This window comes from Macellibacteroides fermentans (genome assembly GCF_013409575.1).
Taxonomy (GTDB): domain Bacteria; phylum Bacteroidota; class Bacteroidia; order Bacteroidales; family Tannerellaceae; genus Macellibacteroides; species Macellibacteroides fermentans.
This window is the reverse complement of record NZ_JACCCY010000006.1, coordinates 1-16,981: the sequence shown is the minus strand read 5'-3', so window position 1 is coordinate 16,981 and position 16,981 is coordinate 1. Positions and strand designations below refer to the sequence as shown.

At 39.1% G+C, this 16,981-nt stretch carries 12 protein-coding genes and 1 pseudogene; 7 read left to right on the top strand and 6 right to left on the bottom strand.

All coding sequences use genetic code 11. The features are described 5' to 3' along the window. Positions 1-16: 16 nt before the first annotated feature. From F5613_RS14990 to mobC, 4 genes and pseudogenes are all read right to left on the bottom strand, one after another. Positions 17-1,501, bottom strand: coding sequence for a DUF3945 domain-containing protein (locus F5613_RS14990; RefSeq protein WP_179400371.1), 1,485 nt, complete (start codon positions 1,499-1,501; stop codon positions 17-19). A 184-nt stretch (positions 1,502-1,685) separates the two neighbouring features. Continuing rightward, a pseudogene (locus F5613_RS14985) lies at positions 1,686-3,335 on the bottom strand (IS1182 family transposase). A 196-nt stretch (positions 3,336-3,531) separates the two neighbouring features. Then, positions 3,532-5,385 (bottom strand): DUF6035 family protein, encoded by a 1,854-nt coding sequence (locus F5613_RS14980; RefSeq protein ID WP_179400370.1) that lies wholly within the window; start codon positions 5,383-5,385, stop codon positions 3,532-3,534. A gap of 69 nt (positions 5,386-5,454) precedes the next feature. Continuing rightward, positions 5,455-7,464, bottom strand: coding sequence for a conjugal transfer protein MobC (gene mobC / locus F5613_RS14975; RefSeq protein ID WP_179400369.1), 2,010 nt, complete (start codon positions 7,462-7,464; stop codon positions 5,455-5,457). A 214-nt stretch (positions 7,465-7,678) separates the two neighbouring features. Between mobC and F5613_RS14970 the strand changes: the two genes are divergently transcribed. From F5613_RS14970 to F5613_RS14960, 3 genes are read left to right on the top strand one after another with little or no spacing between them, the layout of a single operon-like run. Continuing rightward, entirely contained in the window at positions 7,679-9,451 is a 1,773-nt protein-coding gene (locus tag F5613_RS14970; RefSeq protein ID WP_179400368.1) for an ATP-dependent nuclease, read from the top strand. A 4-nt stretch (positions 9,452-9,455) separates the two neighbouring features. Next, positions 9,456-11,141 (top strand): ATP-dependent helicase, encoded by a 1,686-nt coding sequence (locus F5613_RS14965; protein ID WP_129593956.1) that lies wholly within the window; start codon positions 9,456-9,458, stop codon positions 11,139-11,141. Positions 11,142-11,160: 19 nt separating this feature from the next. After that, a complete protein-coding gene (locus tag F5613_RS14960) occupies positions 11,161-11,994 on the top strand; it encodes a tetratricopeptide repeat protein (protein ID WP_129593957.1) in 834 nt (277 codons plus the stop codon). A gap of 63 nt (positions 11,995-12,057) precedes the next feature. Here F5613_RS14960 and mobB read toward each other — a convergent pair whose 3' ends face one another. Next, the gene (mobB, locus tag F5613_RS14955) at positions 12,058-13,320 is read right to left on the bottom strand and encodes a conjugal transfer protein MobB (RefSeq protein ID WP_179400367.1); all 1,263 of its coding nucleotides are present in this window, start codon (positions 13,318-13,320) and stop codon (positions 12,058-12,060) included. Beyond that, positions 13,305-13,742: a conjugal transfer protein MobA gene (mobA, locus tag F5613_RS14950; protein ID WP_179400366.1), complete on the bottom strand. Its 438-nt coding sequence runs from the start codon at positions 13,740-13,742 to the stop codon at positions 13,305-13,307. The genes mobB and mobA overlap by 16 nt, the downstream gene beginning before the upstream one ends. Before the next feature lie 706 nt (positions 13,743-14,448). Between mobA and F5613_RS14945 the strand changes: the two genes are divergently transcribed. The 4 genes from F5613_RS14945 to F5613_RS14930 are packed head-to-tail and all read left to right on the top strand — an operon-like array spanning position 14,449 to position 16,891. Continuing rightward, on the top strand, positions 14,449-15,201 hold the full coding sequence (locus F5613_RS14945) for a ParA family protein (RefSeq protein WP_179400365.1): 753 nt from the start codon (positions 14,449-14,451) through the stop codon (positions 15,199-15,201). 6 nt (positions 15,202-15,207) lie between these two features. Then, the gene (locus tag F5613_RS14940) at positions 15,208-15,672 is read left to right on the top strand and encodes a DUF3408 domain-containing protein (RefSeq protein WP_179400364.1); all 465 of its coding nucleotides are present in this window, start codon (positions 15,208-15,210) and stop codon (positions 15,670-15,672) included. An 18-nt stretch (positions 15,673-15,690) separates the two neighbouring features. Beyond that, complete coding sequence (locus F5613_RS14935) at positions 15,691-16,140, top strand: DUF3408 domain-containing protein (RefSeq protein ID WP_179400363.1); 450 nt, start codon at positions 15,691-15,693, stop codon at positions 16,138-16,140. A gap of 1 nt (position 16,141) precedes the next feature. Next, positions 16,142-16,891, top strand: a complete 750-nt coding sequence (locus F5613_RS14930) for a DUF4122 family protein (protein WP_179400362.1) — start codon at positions 16,142-16,144, stop codon at positions 16,889-16,891. The last annotated feature ends 90 nt before the right edge of the window (positions 16,892-16,981 follow it).

Genomic DNA, 16,981 nt, shown 5'->3' with positions numbered 1-16,981 from the left:
TTTTTAGTGGTTGATTTTACATTTTATGTCCTGTATTTTTCTTTACAGTTCGTCGATTGTTCTGTTGCTGATTTTCGGTCGGTTGCTGCTGACCTTGTTTCAAGGGCTCTTTGGAATGTTTGGTCGCTTCATTGGTTTTTCCTTGCGAATTAACAGCCACCTGTGTTTTGTTTCCTTCGGCTACTTTAATGTCTGCTCCCTGCTTTTTGGCTCTATCGGGATTCCATTTGAAAAAGTCAAGTTTGCCTTTTTCCTGATTTACTTTCACGTATGCGTTAAAAGGTTCGCCTTTTTCGTCTTTCAACATTCCCTGCACATAGACCGATTTACCTTCACGGAGTGAGTTTTGTTGTTTATCGTCCAAATCTACTCCTAAGAGTTTTTTGGGAATACGGACTTTATTCTGCTGGTCATCGTTTTGACTTTGACTTTGACTTTGTTCACGTTTGTTCTCTTGTCTATACTTATTACGGTCCAATCCGTCGTAAGAAAAATCGTATCCACCTTTGGCAGCGTTGAACTGAACGTAAGCATCGAACTTTCGGGGGTTCTCCGTGCCGATAGTACTCTTAGAGGTCATTTCTTCGACCAATACTTTCTTCCCCTCTTTGAGCGCCTGTTGCTGTTCGGGAGATAGTTCCGCACCTTTGAGGTTTTGAGAAACGGTCAGTTTGTCAAGGGGTACGGCTTCCAAACGGTTGGTCAGTTTGTCGATAGATACCAACGACGGTATTTTTTCGCCGTTGGGTTGTAATTCTACGACACGACCGGCATTGCCTGTTGCCAACAGGTTTTCTTTCACATCATTTGGCAGCATAATTCCTTGAAACGGTTTATCCAAATCGACCTGTTGCTGAAGGGGATGCGGAATGAATTTCAGGCTTCCGTCGGGTTGTTCTTCCAATGACAGGCGGGCTTTCATCGGATAGTCCACTCCGTCAATATTGGGGTTAATATCTACCAAATGCGGGGATTTATAGCCGTAACTCATCGCTTTGAGTTCGCCTTCCAAATTTTCAGGGTTGATGCCGTACTTTTGATACTCGCTTTCATGGATACGGCTTGTGTCGAATTGCTTAAATTCGGTTTTCTGTTCGGTTGTTGTTTCCATTTTTTTCTCTTTTTCGGTGGTTGATACTTTGTTTTCTGATTGTTTGGAAGATTGCTCCTGCTCGTTGTTCAGGTAATCTTTCGGATTGATACGGTGCTTTTGCAAATCTTCTTCCTGGATATGCAGTATTTTGTCAAGCATATCAACCGTAACAGCATAAAATCCCGTATGCGAGGGATTTTTGGCTTGATTGAGGAAGTTCTTGAAAAAGTTTTCGATTGGGTCGGCGTGTTTGTCGATTTTTAGAAAATCGGTATTTTTCGCCTTCATGGGATCAATGGCATTGATTTTTCCTTTCTTGTCAATACCTTTTACAACTTTGAGTTTGTTGCCTTCCCCTTCATCCCGCATAAGGAGAACCTTGTCTTTCGGATTTAATTTTTCATCCATGATTAAAACTGTTTTTTGTTCTGCATCACTATTAATGCAGAATAAAAGTAGAATTAATCAGCGTGTTAGCGGTTGGTTTTTAGTGAGGTGGTAGTGTGTGGCTTCGGTTTGGTAATGTGTGGCGTTGAAAGCAATAAATAGTAATGAGGCTGTCCCATAAGGGCAGCTTCTTTCTTTTTTTTTCTTATGCTGCAATTTCAGGATTTGAGAAATCATTTCTTGTAAATTCAGCACTTTTTTTTGTGTACTGAACCACAAAAAAGATCAAAACACATAATTGAGTGTTTTTTACGGTTTTGGGTGTGTTTTTGTTGATATTTTCAGTTTTTCGATACATTTTCCCCAAATTGAATGCAATAGCAAATATAGCAAAGTCCATCATAACTTTGTCTTTATCAAAATGCCTGAACCGGTTGTAGTGTTTATTGGATTTAGTCTGACCAAATACCGCCTCAGGCTCTATGGGTCTTCGGCTTCTGTGTAAAAGCCCTTCCTCAGAGTTTAGCAGCTCCCTGACTTTGTGCTTATGTCGGTTTAGATTATGGTTAACTTCTATCCTGCGATTTTCTTTCGCTTTGTGGCACAAACACCTCAGTGGACAATCCTGACAGTTTTTTGCCTCATAAACACTTATTTTCGAGATATATCCGTTATCAGTTTTTCTCTCCGTAGTTCCGGTTTTTTCCATGTGTTGGCCCATGGGACACACAAAGTAATCCTCGTGAGCATTGTAATACAGGTTTTGAACAAGAAAACCATTGTTTTTGAATGACCTCTTCTGCTCCTTGTGAAAATAGTTGTATTTTACAAACGGTTCAATTTCATTTGTTTCCATAAACTCATAATTTTCCTCGCTGCCGTAACCCGAATCGGCTACTGTTTTGGCAGGAAGAAGACCGTAACGTTCGCTGAACCCATTGACAAAGGGAATAAAAGTAAGTGTGTCTGTAGGATTAGGGTAAAAATCATAATGAGTAAAGAACTGGTTTTCTGTTCCTATCTGAACATTGTAAGCCGGTTTGAGTTGACCGTTCATCATGTGATCCTCCTTCATTCGCATAAAGGTGGCATCCGGATCGGTTTTAGAATAACTATTTCGGCTGCCTAACGTTTTGAGGTGTTTTTCGTATTCCTCAAGTTTTGGCAAATACTTATCTTCAAGCGTTTTTATTGATTTTTTCTCTTCTTTCGAGCGGTTCTCCTGATTTATCTGAGCAATCCGTTTTTTTAATTCTTAACTGTTGATGGGTGTAGGAGGCTCATCGTCCGGTTGATTGTCCTGTGCAATACCCTCTTCGACCATTTCCAGTACTTTACGGATTTTTGCTTCTAACTTTGCTTTGTTCTTTTCTACAGATTTGCGCCATACAAAAGTATAACGGTTGGCACGTGATTCTAATTTAGTCCCGTCCACATAAATCACATCCAAACTTAAATAGCCCATATCCACCAGCATGACCACCACCTGGGTAAAGATCTGATGTATCGTATTCTTTAAATGAGAAGATCGAAAGCGATTAATCGTATTGTGATCAGGGGTTTGATTGCTTGCTAACCACATAAAACTAACTCTATCTAAAAGTGCCTGTTCGATTTTACGGCACGAATAAATATTGTTCAAGTAGCTGTATAATATCACTTTAAGCATCATCCGGGGATGGTATGCACTGGTGCCGCCACCTTTATAAGTATCGAATACGTTGGTGATATCCAGATTGTCAACTATTTGATTGATTGTGCGTACAGGTGAGTCTTGTGGAATTTTCTCATCTAAACTGGCGGGAAACAGGCTTATTTGACCTTGATTGTATGACTTAAATATTGGTTTTGACATATCTTATATGTTTGATATACAGTCATAAAGATACAAATAAATTGTAAAAATAGAAAATTTTTGGAAGAATATTTTATATGAAATTGCAAAAAAAAAAAAGAGACTGCCTCCCTTTTGAGACAGCCTCATTACTCCCAATTCTATTTCAAGAGAATATATTTTTTAAATATTACCAGACTAAACTGGAACTATTTTTTTAGAAGTTATACATGTATTGCTGACATATATTTAGCCTGTTTATAAGAATCTCTGTCCTTGCCGAACTGTCCAAAAGAGCGTTCATAGTTGTATTTGCCTTATCTTTACATTCTTTCATCAAAGCTGTATTTTTGCTCTGTTCGTCGTTTAATAATTTGATAGTGTCATTTTTTAATTCGGCAATACAATTGTTTTCGTCGTGTGATATTTTATCAAGTTGTTTGTTCAATTCCGTTTCTTTAGAAATGGTGTCTGCTTTTCTTGAAGACATATCCATTAAGAATGTATTTTGGTTATTTTTAATTCCAATGCTCCAACGAAAAAAAGAAACATTAGGAATATCTTTAATGCAACTATCCGCGAATATCGTACCTAAATCCTTTGTTCCTATCACTTTAATTTCTCCTGGGAATTTTTCCACAAGCCATTCATATTTTTTATCAGGCGTAATTATAGAGTATATTATTCCACCAATATCGCAGGTTAAAAATTCATTTATAAATGTTTTTTTTGGAATAATTTCTGTTCTTAATTTGGTTTGAATTTCATTTTTGGCATTCTCGAATCCTCTTATTTGATCTTCGTATTTGTCTTTGATAGAAGAAATATCACAATGTCGATATAAGGGATTAGAGTCATATCTCCATGCTTTATTGTTATATTTTTTTAGATAGTTGTACATTTTCTCCACAACTTCAATTATATCATTTTGTATTTGAGATATTTCTTCATTCTTGATTTGAAGCTCGTCAACTTTATTCTCTAATTGTTTTTTATCTATCAATAATTCAGATTGCTTTTCTTCTAAACAGTCAATATCAGATTGTATAAAATTAATTAGTCTTTTACATCTTGATACTTTAAGTTGCTTTATTCGTTCCTGCTCAGCCAATCGCTCCTCTTCCTGTCGTTGAATACGTTGAATTCTTCGTTGTTCTAATCTATACTCTTCTTCTTTTTGTTTCAACTCTTGTTTTGCATATTCTTTATCTGCAAAAGAATCATAGAAAAAGGGCTTGAAATTTTCAGCATATTTTAAATCCTTGATTGTAGCAACATCTGTATCCCACTGGCTGTAAATTTCCCACCCGTCAACATGAAAAGTCTTATAGTAAACTCTTAAATGTAATTCCTTTTCTTTAATAGATAAGTCGAGCATTTCGTCGTCCAACACAAAAGCATTTAGTCTATTAGGAACGTATATGTCTTTTTGGGTTAATCGTTGAAGCCCATCTTCTAAAGGAAAATGCTTGAAAATCCATAGAATAGAAACATCATTTCTTTCATAAAATACCTCCCTTTCTTCAATTACACTAAGAAACGTTGTGTTCAACTGTATCTCAAATGCATATTCTTTATCATCAATAATAGCGTAAACGTCTGGTTTTCGTCTTTCTCCATTACCTGACTTGTCAAAGTAAAATTTATCATCAATGCTGATTTGTTTTGGTGAATGAAATTGTTCAATGATATATCCTAATCTATTCTTTAAATCTATATGTGGAATGCTCTCTTTTACATTTTCATATTTTCGAGCCAATAATACACCCACAGGCAATCGAGAGTTTGTTTTAATGGAACATTCATTAACGTCTTTATAATGCTTGAAGAAATAGAAATCTTTCCCTCTACTTTCGCGACTCAATTTATTGCATCTCAATTCTAACTTGGTTGAGCATTCGGCACAAACCAGTATAGGTTTTCCTTCTCTGTTAGCAGTACGCAGTTTCCTTCTTAGCAGTACAATATCATCGCTATCCATATTGCCAAGCAATGCGGAAGCACTGATATTCTCGCCCGTTTCTAAATTGAGAATATCTTCAACTGTTCGTATATCTTTAAAATTGTTCAATATATATAATATCTGAATGCTGCAAAGGTACGATTTTATTCCGCCTTATAAGAAAGTTAAGACCTGATTTTATTCCCCTTGCTGCAACAAATGAACCAATGCAGGGTCGTCTTTAATACGTTGTAATTCCTCTGCAACAATCTGTTTGGTTTCGGCTTTGATTCGGTCGTAATTTTCCTTAATCATATCTTTCATTCGATTAACTCCGTTTTCGTCCGTAAAGTCGGTAATCACAGGAATGGATTGATACGCCTTCGTTTCGGCAGCGACTTTCGCATTATCCACCACTATTTCGCAATGGAAAATCTTCTGCTCAATACGCTCGTCAAAATTATCGGCAATCGCACCGACGAACATACCCTGTGTCAGATTGGAGATTTTGGAAGCAGGAATAAGACTATCCATTTGGGTACTGATAGAGGTTGATTTATCGTTGCGGTTGATAGTCATTGACTGACGTTTCTGTAAGACTTTCCCGAAGCGGTCGGAAAGCGTTTTGGCAGTATCTCCAACCACCTGACCGCTGAAAATATTGCCAACAGTATTCATTACGACTTTGGCTTCTTTATCGCCGTAATCCCTTGTTAATTGTGAGAAATCCTGAAAACCCAATAATACTGCTACTTTATTGCTTCGGGCGGTCGCAATCAGATTATCCAAGCCTTTGAAATAAATGGTCGGTAGCTCGTCAATCACGACCGAACTTTTTAGCTGTCCTTTCTTGTTTATAAGTTTCACAATGCGTGAATTATAAAGTCCGAGAGCTGCACCGTAAATATTTTGTCTATCGGGATTGTTACCGACCACCAACACTTTCGGGTCATCAGGATTGTTTATATCAAGCGTAAATTCGTCCCCGCTCATTATCCAATACAGTTGTGGCGAAATCATTCTCGAAAGCGGAATTTTAGCACTCGCTATCTGTCCCATTAATTGGTCGGCTGCACCACCGAGCCATGCGTCCATAAATGGACTCAGATAGTTTTCGAGTTCGGGATAGGAAGTCAAAATCGGGAAAATATCTTCGTATCTTTTATTTAGGAATTCAATCGCATGTGGGAATGTACAAAATTTCCCTTCTTTATATATACGCAGATACCAAATAATCGAAGCAAATAGGATAATCGGCGATTCTACAAAGAAGTCGCCCTGTTTCTGCACCCACGTTTTATTGAGATTGAGCATGATGGTATAACTCGATTCGTATGCGTCCGATATGTCTTCCATGAAAGACGGATTGATAGGGTTGCAACGGTGCGAATGGCTCGGATCATCGAAGTTAATCACAAAGAAAGTCGGCACTTTTTTATAGCCTAATTGATTATTAAGCAAGTGATTGTAGGCTATTGTGGAAAGGTCTGGGAATTTGAAATCATACACGTACATTGAAAATCCTTTTTCAATCTGTTGTTTTATGTATTGATTGACAACGGCGTATGATTTACCACTACCCGGCGTTCCCAATACAATGCTCGCTCTAAACGGATTTACTACGTTTATCCAACCTTTCCATTGCTTCTTTTTATACCAAAACTTAGTTGGCAAATTCACGGAATATTCGCTCTGTAATAGCCGTGTTTCCTGCATAAACGATTCGTTCTCCATATTGAAAACGTCGTCCATAAGATTGTTCTTCAGCAATCGGCTCATCCATAATCCTCCAACCAACAGGAACAGATAACCTGTTGTCATTGTAAGAACATAAAACCCCGTTATTGCTGCTGCGGGTAATGGCAGGTCGAGTATCCACCAGTTCATAAAGAACAGGATAAAACCGATTGTCAGAAAAACATAAATTTTCGGCCAAGTGATTTTTTCCTCTTTCACGCCCTTTGTTCCAAAGCACGACAGGGCAAGGAAAACAACGGCGAATATTTTGGTGTAAATGATACAGCCGAAAAGTCCAGCGGTGCGGTCGAAGTTCAGGAGTATCTTATCTACTACTCCGATGTTGATTCCCCATTCTCGAATGGCATAATAGCAAAACCAGTATATGTTCATAACCACGAACAAAATACTGATTGCCCGCATAAACTCCATGACTTTAGCAAGTCCTCTTAAATCGTCTTCTTGTTGCATTTTCTTAAAAATTAAATTGTTTAAGAAGCGAAAGTATAGGGGATATGTGAGGTTTTATGCAGTTTTGCTTTAGGTGGCAGTATGTGGCTTCGGTTTGGCTGCTTGTGGCACTTGTCTATATGAAAATTAACCCCGAATACTATAAAATACCTTATCTTTGCAGATGTGTTAAAGTTTAACGAATAATCAACAACTTATAAGCATCAATAAAACTATGTATATAGAAAAGTTCATTATAAAAAACTTTAGGGGAATTGCCGATTTAGCTCTTCACTTTAGCAAAGGGCTAAACGTACTTATCGGAGAAAACAACTCCAGTAAAACGGCGATTATTGACGCTTTACGCATCTGTTTAAGTTACGGTAATCAGAAAAGGGACATTTATATCTCGTATCCTGACTTTCATATAGAAAAAACCGAAATAAGTGATACCCTAAACGATATAGAATTTCACTTGCATTTTAAAATAGAAGACCCAGCTGAAGCGGGTTGGTTCAACGATTTATTGAGTGTTCAAGAAGACGGGACACAGGATTTGCAATTACATTTCCGCTATTATCTTGATGAAGAGGAAAGAATCAGGTATAAGGTATGGGGAGGAACAAATGAAGGACAGGCAATCGCTCCAGAGATCTTATTTCTTTTGTATCATGTTCATTTGGACGCATTACGAGATGCAGAAAATCATTTGCGCCCAATCAGGGGAAACCGTTTAGGGCAATTATATGCCAATATTCAAATTGATCCGAACGCTGAAACCGATAAAGAAAAGAAAAAAGAGATTGCAAAAAAGGTTCGTGAAGCAGTTGATAGTGATACTGATTGGACACAACACATTGGCAAAGGGAAAGAAAAAATAAACGAACATTTGAGAGAAACGAGCTTTGCGAGCAAACAACAGCAAGTTGAAATTTTGTTTCTCCCATTTGATTTTAACCGATTAGTAGATAATCTAAAAATTCAAATGCCTATCTACACTGATGAATTGCTTGAAGGCGATTCATCAAAGCAGAAGCATTTCGAACTATATCAAAACGGACTTGGATATAACAACCTAATTTATACAGCTACTGTTTTAGGGGATTTGAAACAACGAAAAGAACTCAACAAGGAAAGTTATGCAGCCCTACTTATAGAAGAACCCGAAGCCCATCTACACCCGCAACTACAAAATCTTTTCTTTAAATACCTGAATAAACTTGATACGGAGCAAGGATTTCAAATATTCATATCATCACACTCTCCGACAATCACAGCAAAGTCAGATTTGAAGTCCGTTGTGGTTTTGCAGAATCAGGATAATAAAGTGTCTGCCTTATCTCTTGACAAATCAGGCTTGTCAGGAGATAACCGAAAATACTTGCATAAATTCTTAGATGTAACAAAGTCGCAACTATTCTTTTCTAATGGGGTGATTTTAGTTGAGGGTATTTCGGAATCATTACTTCTACCGATTTTTAGCAAAATTATGGAAGAGAATGGAAAGTACGATATCGAAAGTGCTGGAGTTGAATTAGTCAATTTAAATGGTGTCGCATTCTCTCATTTTGCTAATTTGTTTAACAATGATGATAATGACAAAAATTTGAAAACAAGATGCTCTTTGATTACCGATGATGATAGAGATAAAGAAACGGACGAAATTGCTTCAAGAGCAAAGGTAGCCAGTGAACTTGAAAGAAAGAATCTAAAAGTGTTTTTGGCAGAACAAACATTTGAATTTGAACTTTTCATTGCAGGAAACAAAGATATTCTCATAGAAATATTCAAGGAAATGCATCCTGTCGCAGCGGGTAGAATTATTGAAAATGCTGACGTAAAAATTCATGCGACAAATTTCTTAGAGAAAGTTATCTCAAATAAGGCAAAATCAGAATTAGCACATAGATTGGCTGTGAAATTGGCTTCGGACGAAAATGCGAGAAATGCGTTTGTTGTGCCTACATATCTCCAAAATGCTATAAAATACGCTACGAAAGGAGAATAATCGAATGTTTAGAACGCTATCAGATAGTCAACGAGAAATTGTATTCAACAAATCAGGAAAATTTGTTGTGAGAGCCTGTCCGGGTAGTGGAAAAACTTATTGTGTAGGTGCAAGATTAGCTCGATTAATCCATGATTGGAAAAAGAGACATGAGGGAATAGCCGTGCTTTCTTTTACAAATGTTGCATGGCAAGAAATAGAGAAAAAGTGCAACGAGAAATTTAGTATTAGTAAAATCGCATATCCCCATTTTCTTGGGACTATCGACAGCTTTGTAAACAAATACATTTTCCTTCCCTTTGGGCATTTAATCTTAGGATGTAAAGGAAGGCCTATTTTAGTTGGTGAACCTCATGGGACTTGGAGTGGAAAAGACTTTAGTAGCACTCTATTTGACAATATAAGTTACGCTATTGATGGTAGTATGTATGCCATTCAAGCAACAAAAATGAATGCTAATTGGCAGCAAAACAAATATATTACAGGAGCAAAGAAGCGCTATAATAAAGCGGGGTATGCCACACAAAATGATGCAAACTTTTTTGCGATGAAAATCCTTGAAAAATATCCTCAAATCGCCAAAGCTATTGCCGTCAGATTTCCTTATTTGATAGTAGATGAAGCCCAAGACACATCTGATATTCAGATGAAAATAATTGATATACTCATTGAAAACGGATTGAGTGAAATAATGCTTGTCGGCGATCCAGACCAAGCTATTTTTGAATGGAATGACGCAAGACCGGAATTACTCACTCAAAAATATGACGAATGGGAAAACTCCATTATACTGAATGAAAACCGAAGAAGTTCGCAAAATATCTGTGGTTTCACTTTTGGAATTTCTTCTTTGAGTGATGCTTCTGTTTCTGTAAACGAGCAAGTCCGGGAATTTGCTCATCGACCTAAAGTAATTACATATAACAGCAATTTGCCTCAGATAGTATCTGACTTTATTGATGAATGCCAGCAACAGGGAATCAATGTGTCTAAAGAATCTACCGCGATAATTTATCGAAGTAAAAGCATCGTTAATGAAATTCTTGGCATTCCTGAAATTACTTTTGGTACTAATGTATGGGTAGATAGTCATACGCGAGAATTTGCAAGAGGAAAATTCCTATATGATAACGGGCGTTTCAAAGACGGCTTTAAAATATTGGAGCGAATCTTATTGAAAACCTTGAGCAATTTATCTTATTGTTCAGAGGATGATATTAATGATGCAATTGCTCAAATGGGATTTGTTACCTTTAAAAGCCAAATCCATGCTTTTATAAATCTGCTTCCTCGAACAAATATTTCTATTGGAGAGTGGGTTGATGCAGCAAACAAGGCTCTAAAAGAAAATAATTGTGGTTTTGAATTACGTGTTCATAAAGACGGCTTACGCCTTTCGTTTCCCCAATTATTTTTAAATGAAGACAAACAGATTATTGAGAAAAATTACAGATATGGCACGGTGCATAGTGTGAAAGGAGAAACATTTGAAGCTGTTCTTTTAATATTAAAGACTAAAGGCATTGGTAGTGCATATAAAACACTACTCAATAAAAATATATCAATTTCGGCAAGCGAAGAATTAAGAATCGCATACGTTGGAATGACACGACCAAGCAAAATCTTAGTTATTGCAGTTCCCAATGATGATAACAAAAATGCTTGGGAAAATAAGTTGGTTCGTAATTGAAATATAAATAAAAACAAATATGGTAGCGCAAAAACCAAAGGTAGTCAATTTCCACGAAAGCGAATGGGAATTTGTATTTCCGCCCTCCATTGACAATGAGGAAACGTATAATGAATATTATGAGGGTGTTGAGTTGTTAGACTATAATGATGTGGAGGCAGAGCAGATTTTCAAGAAAATTATCAAGAAGCACCCATATCATATCGACGCTTACAATCATTTAAGCATTGCATTCAAGAATCAGAAAAAGTCTTTTGAAAGTTTCTTGACAGCAGAAAAATCATACCTTATCGGAAAATCGTGTTTCCCAAAAGAATTGAAGCAATCCAAACATAAGCTACGTTGGAGTAACTTGGATAATCGTCCATTTTTACGGTCTTGCCACATTTTAGGAATGGAGCATCAGGACAGAAAACAATATGAGGAAGCAATACTGCTCTATTCCGAAATACTTGGTTATAATGAAGATGACCATCAAGGCGTGAGATATTTGTTATTGGAATGTTATTTCGCTCTGAAAGACTATGAAACAGCTGCCAAATTATTGAGAAAGCATAAGGATGATTGGGGTATTGAATTTGTTTATGGAAGATTACTGCTTGCAATCATAAACAATGAGAATGGCAAATTGAAATCTCTTTTGGCGGAAGCAATAAAGCGAAATAAGTTCGTTCCCGAAGAAATCACAAAGAGTAAACACGTTGCTCCTCTTCCTTTCAGGATTCCCGGCGAGCCGTATTTTGACGCAGGCATTCCTATGGGTTCCATTCAAGAGGCATATGAATATTGGAAAAACAATAAGTCTTTATTAACAGACAAACGAGTTAAAGCCTTTTTCAGTTCTATAAAATAAGAAAGAACCATAGTTTTGCCCTGATAATTCCACATGAACTTTCGGGGCAATTTTAATTTTCGACTACATCTGCCTCCCATACCTCCGTTTCTTCTTTTTCTTGCGGCGTGGCAATGGCATATCATCTTTCGGATAATTCTCCGGCTCCGGAGTAAGAATTGAGAAAAGCCCACCTGTTACGTTATCCGAACTGTGGCTACTTTCATAGTGCTTACTTGACTGTTCGGTATTTTTATAAACATCGGAAAGTCGGGTATCTTGAATTGGCTCTTGTATCTGCTGCTGATTCCCACCGTACAAACCATTGAATACATTAGCGGAATAATCTTTGCCCAACCGAGAACCGTTCAAAACGGTACGAGTGGTATGGTCGATAAATGTTGCCCCATAAATACGTCCTTCGTCATTCCGCCGGAACAAAACATCAATACCCTGCTGCCTTAGTTTCGCTCGGAACTCGCTCTCACTTTGGCTGCCCTGTTTGGCTTCCGATACCACTTTTAACGTATGTGCTTTCAGGTTTTTGGTTTTAATACGTTCGGTCGATTTCTCCATACGTTTTTCAAGTCCATCATAACCGACAGACTTTCCGAAAATGGAAGATTTTAACGGATTGCCGACTTTGTTACCCTCGCTGTCCATTGCCGAATAAAGCAACCCCCGATATGGTTTGCCTTTCGCTTCGCCTTTCAATTCCTCTACATTTATATTATACAGAGAAAGAACGGCTTTGTATTCGCCCATTGACTGGAAATGGTACATCGAAGCCAGCGGTTTGATAACTGAAGCAATCTGCTTTTTCAAATCGCCTTTGGAAATATCGACAGGCGAAAGTTCCCACCCTTCGGAGCGTTTCTGTCCCTCCGCAGGATGCAAGTCATACTTGCGTTCCAACTGTTCGGTTATCTCTTTGCTTCGCTCATGTTCCTTGTAACCGTCAATTTTCTTTCCCTCACTATCCACCCGGAGCGAAACGATATGTATGTGTTCCCGCCCGATGTCTTCATGCTTGAAAATAAGATAAGGCTGATTGCCGTATCCGAGTTTCTCCATGTACTCCCGTCCGATGTCTGCCAGTTGGTCGTCCGTCAGGCGGTCATCAGGATGTGGATTGAGTGATACATGAAAAACGGGTTTTTCGGTACGAAAGTGAGCCGGAACAAACTGCATAAAATCATTCATACATTCTGCAACATTGATCTGGCCGTCGGCAGGTTCAAAGACCAGATTGCTTCCCAATATCTTCCCCAGACCTTCGTCCACCTTCTCCTGATTGTATGCCAACGCACCATACAGGTTGCTTCCGATATTTATTTTTGCAACCATTTTTCCTTAAATTCTTCCGATAATTCCAGAATTTTCTTACCCGTTTCTGCCAGTTCCACGGTTGCCTTTTCCAATTTATAGAGCAAAGCCAATGCTTTTTTCTCCGAAAAATTGCTGTGCAACTCCTTTACAACTTGGTTGTAATTCACGCCCACCGCACGGAATTGTGCGTAAAGCGAAGTGAGTTTGGTAACGTATTCCATAGCGGAACGGTCGATTTTTACCACCCGAAACTCGTCCCCGAACACACGGGCAGCAATAAAACGTGCCATTGATTGTACTCCCGATTGCTCAAACATGGAGAGAAACCGGGCGTGTTCGGTAGCCGTGAAGTTTACCGAGTATCGGTAAGCGGCAGCGTTATTCTTGGGGGGACGTCCCCCTTTTCCCTTTTTTGAGGAGTTCTTCACATTTTCATTCATACGTCGGATTTTTTTAGTGTTACAATCCGTCGTTCCGGCATCCGACGCCATACAATCATTGCCCGAAATGATTCAATCAGCAACCCGACTTCGGAGGTTTTGCGTCCCCCTTGTGGGGCAAGCATTTTTTGCAGCAAAACGGTTTCCGTGCAGCAAAAAATACAGCTTGCTATTTGCCATGTCGCAAATAAAATCTGCCCTGAACAGGGGCAGATATGAATGCGAGCCAAGCGAGCTAAAATGGCGGTCGAATACCTCCCGACGTTTCATGCTGCAAAGTTACAGTCTAAAGTAACGTGCTGTATTCCAGCGAGAGAAGCCACTTGCCGCCAAATCGACGCCACTTGCTGCCACCTCGTGAAAAAGTAGTGTGCAGGCGAGATTTTAGGTTTTTATTTGCAGAGAAAAACGGCTGTATGCACAAACAGACGGACAGCCCAACGAATAGCTGTACGGATATAAAAACATACAGTCGGCTGTATGGAGATAGAGCCAAATAAATGGCTGAACAAACAAACGGCTGGCTAAACGGCTAAACATTCCAACGGTTAAACAGAGGGACGGACAAACAGCTAAACAGCCAAACGCTCGAACGTGCGGACGGATAAACGGATAGACAAATGATTAAACGAATGGCTAAACAGGCGGATAGCTGTATAGCCGACCAGAGATACAAACAATGTTTATTAATTAAAAATTTCAGACAATGGAAAAGAAAATTTTGAATGTGGCTTTCAGCACCCAAAAGGGCGGAGCCGGAAAAACAACTCTTACGGTGTTGGTAGCTTCCTACCTGCACTATGTACGTGGCTACAATGTAGCCGTGATTGACTGCGACTTTCCGCAACATTCGATTGCAGAAATGCGTGAGCGTGATATGCAAATGACAATGGACGATGAGCATTACAAACTCATGGCTTACGAGCAATTTTCCGCGTTGGGGAAAAAGGCTTACGAAGTTATCGAGAGCAGTCCCGAAAACGCTATGGAAGATGCACAGGACGTAATCGAAGAATTGAAGCCCGACTTCGTATTTTTCGACCTGCCGGGAACTATCAACAATCCTGCGGTGGTACATACGCTTTCACTTATGGACTATATCATAGCTCCCATAAGCGCCGACCGCTTGGTATTGGAAAGTACCCTGCAATATGTAATTACGGTCAATGATGCCCTGATTACGCCGGGCAAAGCCAAAATCAAAGGATTGTACCTGCTTTGGAATCTTGTCGATGGGCGTGAAAAAACGGAACTCTACGAAGTATATGAGGATGTGATTGACAAACTGGGTTTCCCGCTTTTCAAAACATTCCTGCCCGACAGCAAGCGATTTCGTCGAGAACAATCGGTAAACCACAAAGCCCTGTTTCGTTCTACGCTATTCCCTGCGGACAAAGCACTGGTAAGGGGTAGCAACCTCGATGCCCTGATAAATGAAATGTTGGAAACCCTAAAATAATCAGTCATGGCAAAAAAGAAAGAAGAAGTGAATTTGAATGAGATAGACGCAAGTTTTGTCATATCCTCATTCAAAAATAAGGAACGACGAAACAATCCGAGTTCCATACCCAGAGCATTAGTTCCCGAATACGAGAAAAAGCAGGAACAGGAAGCAGAATCCGAAGAAACGGTACAACCCGTTGCGACCGTTCAGGAAGAAACTTCCCGTGAAGAACCGAAACGCAAACGAAGCAAATCGCCCGATTACGAAAGCCTGTTCATTCAGGAAGTCGGGATTACGGCACGTACAGGAAAATCGGTTTATATCCGCAAAGAACACCACGAAAAGATAACGAAGATAGTTCAGGTTATCAGTAAAAATCAGGTGTCTTTGTTCAGCTACATTGACAATGTGCTGACCCAACATTTTGCCGCTTATCAGGATGAGATAACGGAACTGTACAACAAAAATAACGAATCAATTTTCTAATCCATAAACAACAAATGTATGATACCCAATCCGATTTTTTACAATGACACCACGATGACGATAGGTCTTATCGTGTGTTGCCTCGTGGTGCTTGCTGCGGTAATGATACCCAAAGCAATACGCCACCGAAAACAAGTGAAACAAAACGAGAGTGAAAAAGTTGTTCCGGGCGAACAGGAAGTAGAAATGATAGTTATTCCAAGCGAAGAACGTAAATCTACCGACATCTATAAAAGACGATTTCTTGTAAATGCGAACATACCTACAAGAAACGGAAAACAGGTCGCTATCCGCCAAAAATACCACAATCGGATTTCAAAGATTGTGAAGACCATTGGCGACAATGAAGTTTCCATTTTTAGCTACATAGACAATGTGTTGAAGCACCATTTTGAAACCTTTCAAGACGATATTTCAGAACTATACAAAAAGAGTTGCGACGATGACTATTTAAGCCCCAATAAGTAAGATGGAAAAGATATTTATAACCGTAGTTATCCTGTATGCCCTTTTCGTCGGAATTTATCTTCTGCGACTGAAAGTAGGCAAAAGGCGAAGAAAGAACATTGTCGGACAAGGTTCTTCAATCCAAGAAACAGGGCGATTGAAGTCGGATATTGTAGGAAAAAGTAGGTTCGATTTAAGTGCAGCGAAGCCACTTACTGCCAAATCGGAGCCACTTGCTGCCAGCTCGCCAAAAACTGAAAATCCGACAGGAAATCCCAATACATTTGTTCCGCCTAACGAGGTAAAACCGTCGGCAGAAGTACCGCAGGAAGAATTGGACGAAACATTTTCCGACACTCCGCCCGATGAAGATAACGAGCCGATGGATATAGATGTCCCGCTCGAATATGAACGGGCGGACGACAACGAAGATGAGCCGGAGAACGAGGAAGAAGAAGTCGAAGGCACGGCACAAGCCGCACTTGCTTCAGGAGTTCAGTTTGATGATTTGGGAAATATGGTTCGCACAGTAAATAAAACCGACGAAGCCACTCCCGAACAAAAGAAAAAGGCTGGCGATACCCTGTTGGATATACGGCAGACCGATATGTTTGAACAGGTGGTTTCAGGTAAACCCGATGCAAAGAAAATCGTTTCCGACCTCATGGCAGAGAGCCTTTCGGCTTTTTATGAATTGAAAGATAAGGAAGCCGGAACTACCGGAAGCGGAAAGAAAGCTCCCGACAGCTTTAATATCAAAGATTTCGCATAGAGCGAACAGTATTAATAATGTAAAACGAAGAAAAGATGAAAGAAAGAGATTACGGCTAACGACGATAGCCACCACTAAAAAATTCAATAG

Bases quoted from the DNA above. Each gene is read 5' to 3' on its own strand.
- F5613_RS14990 (WP_179400371.1), bottom strand. From the start codon at position 1,501: ATGGATGAAAAATTAAATCCGAAAGACAAGGTTCTCCTTATGCGGGAT.
- mobC (WP_179400369.1), bottom strand. From the start codon at position 7,464: ATGCAACAAGAAGACGATTTAAGAGGACTTGCTAAAGTCATGGAGTTT.
- F5613_RS14970 (WP_179400368.1), top strand. From the start codon at position 7,679: ATGTATATAGAAAAGTTCATTATAAAAAACTTTAGGGGAATTGCCGAT.
- F5613_RS14965 (WP_129593956.1), top strand. From the start codon at position 9,456: ATGTTTAGAACGCTATCAGATAGTCAACGAGAAATTGTATTCAACAAA.
- F5613_RS14960 (WP_129593957.1), top strand. From the start codon at position 11,161: ATGGTAGCGCAAAAACCAAAGGTAGTCAATTTCCACGAAAGCGAATGG.
- mobB (WP_179400367.1), bottom strand. From the start codon at position 13,320: ATGGTTGCAAAAATAAATATCGGAAGCAACCTGTATGGTGCGTTGGCA.
- mobA (WP_179400366.1), bottom strand. From the start codon at position 13,742: ATGAATGAAAATGTGAAGAACTCCTCAAAAAAGGGAAAAGGGGGACGT.
- F5613_RS14945 (WP_179400365.1), top strand. From the start codon at position 14,449: ATGGAAAAGAAAATTTTGAATGTGGCTTTCAGCACCCAAAAGGGCGGA.
- F5613_RS14940 (WP_179400364.1), top strand. From the start codon at position 15,208: ATGGCAAAAAAGAAAGAAGAAGTGAATTTGAATGAGATAGACGCAAGT.
- F5613_RS14935 (WP_179400363.1), top strand. From the start codon at position 15,691: ATGATACCCAATCCGATTTTTTACAATGACACCACGATGACGATAGGT.
- F5613_RS14930 (WP_179400362.1), top strand. From the start codon at position 16,142: ATGGAAAAGATATTTATAACCGTAGTTATCCTGTATGCCCTTTTCGTC.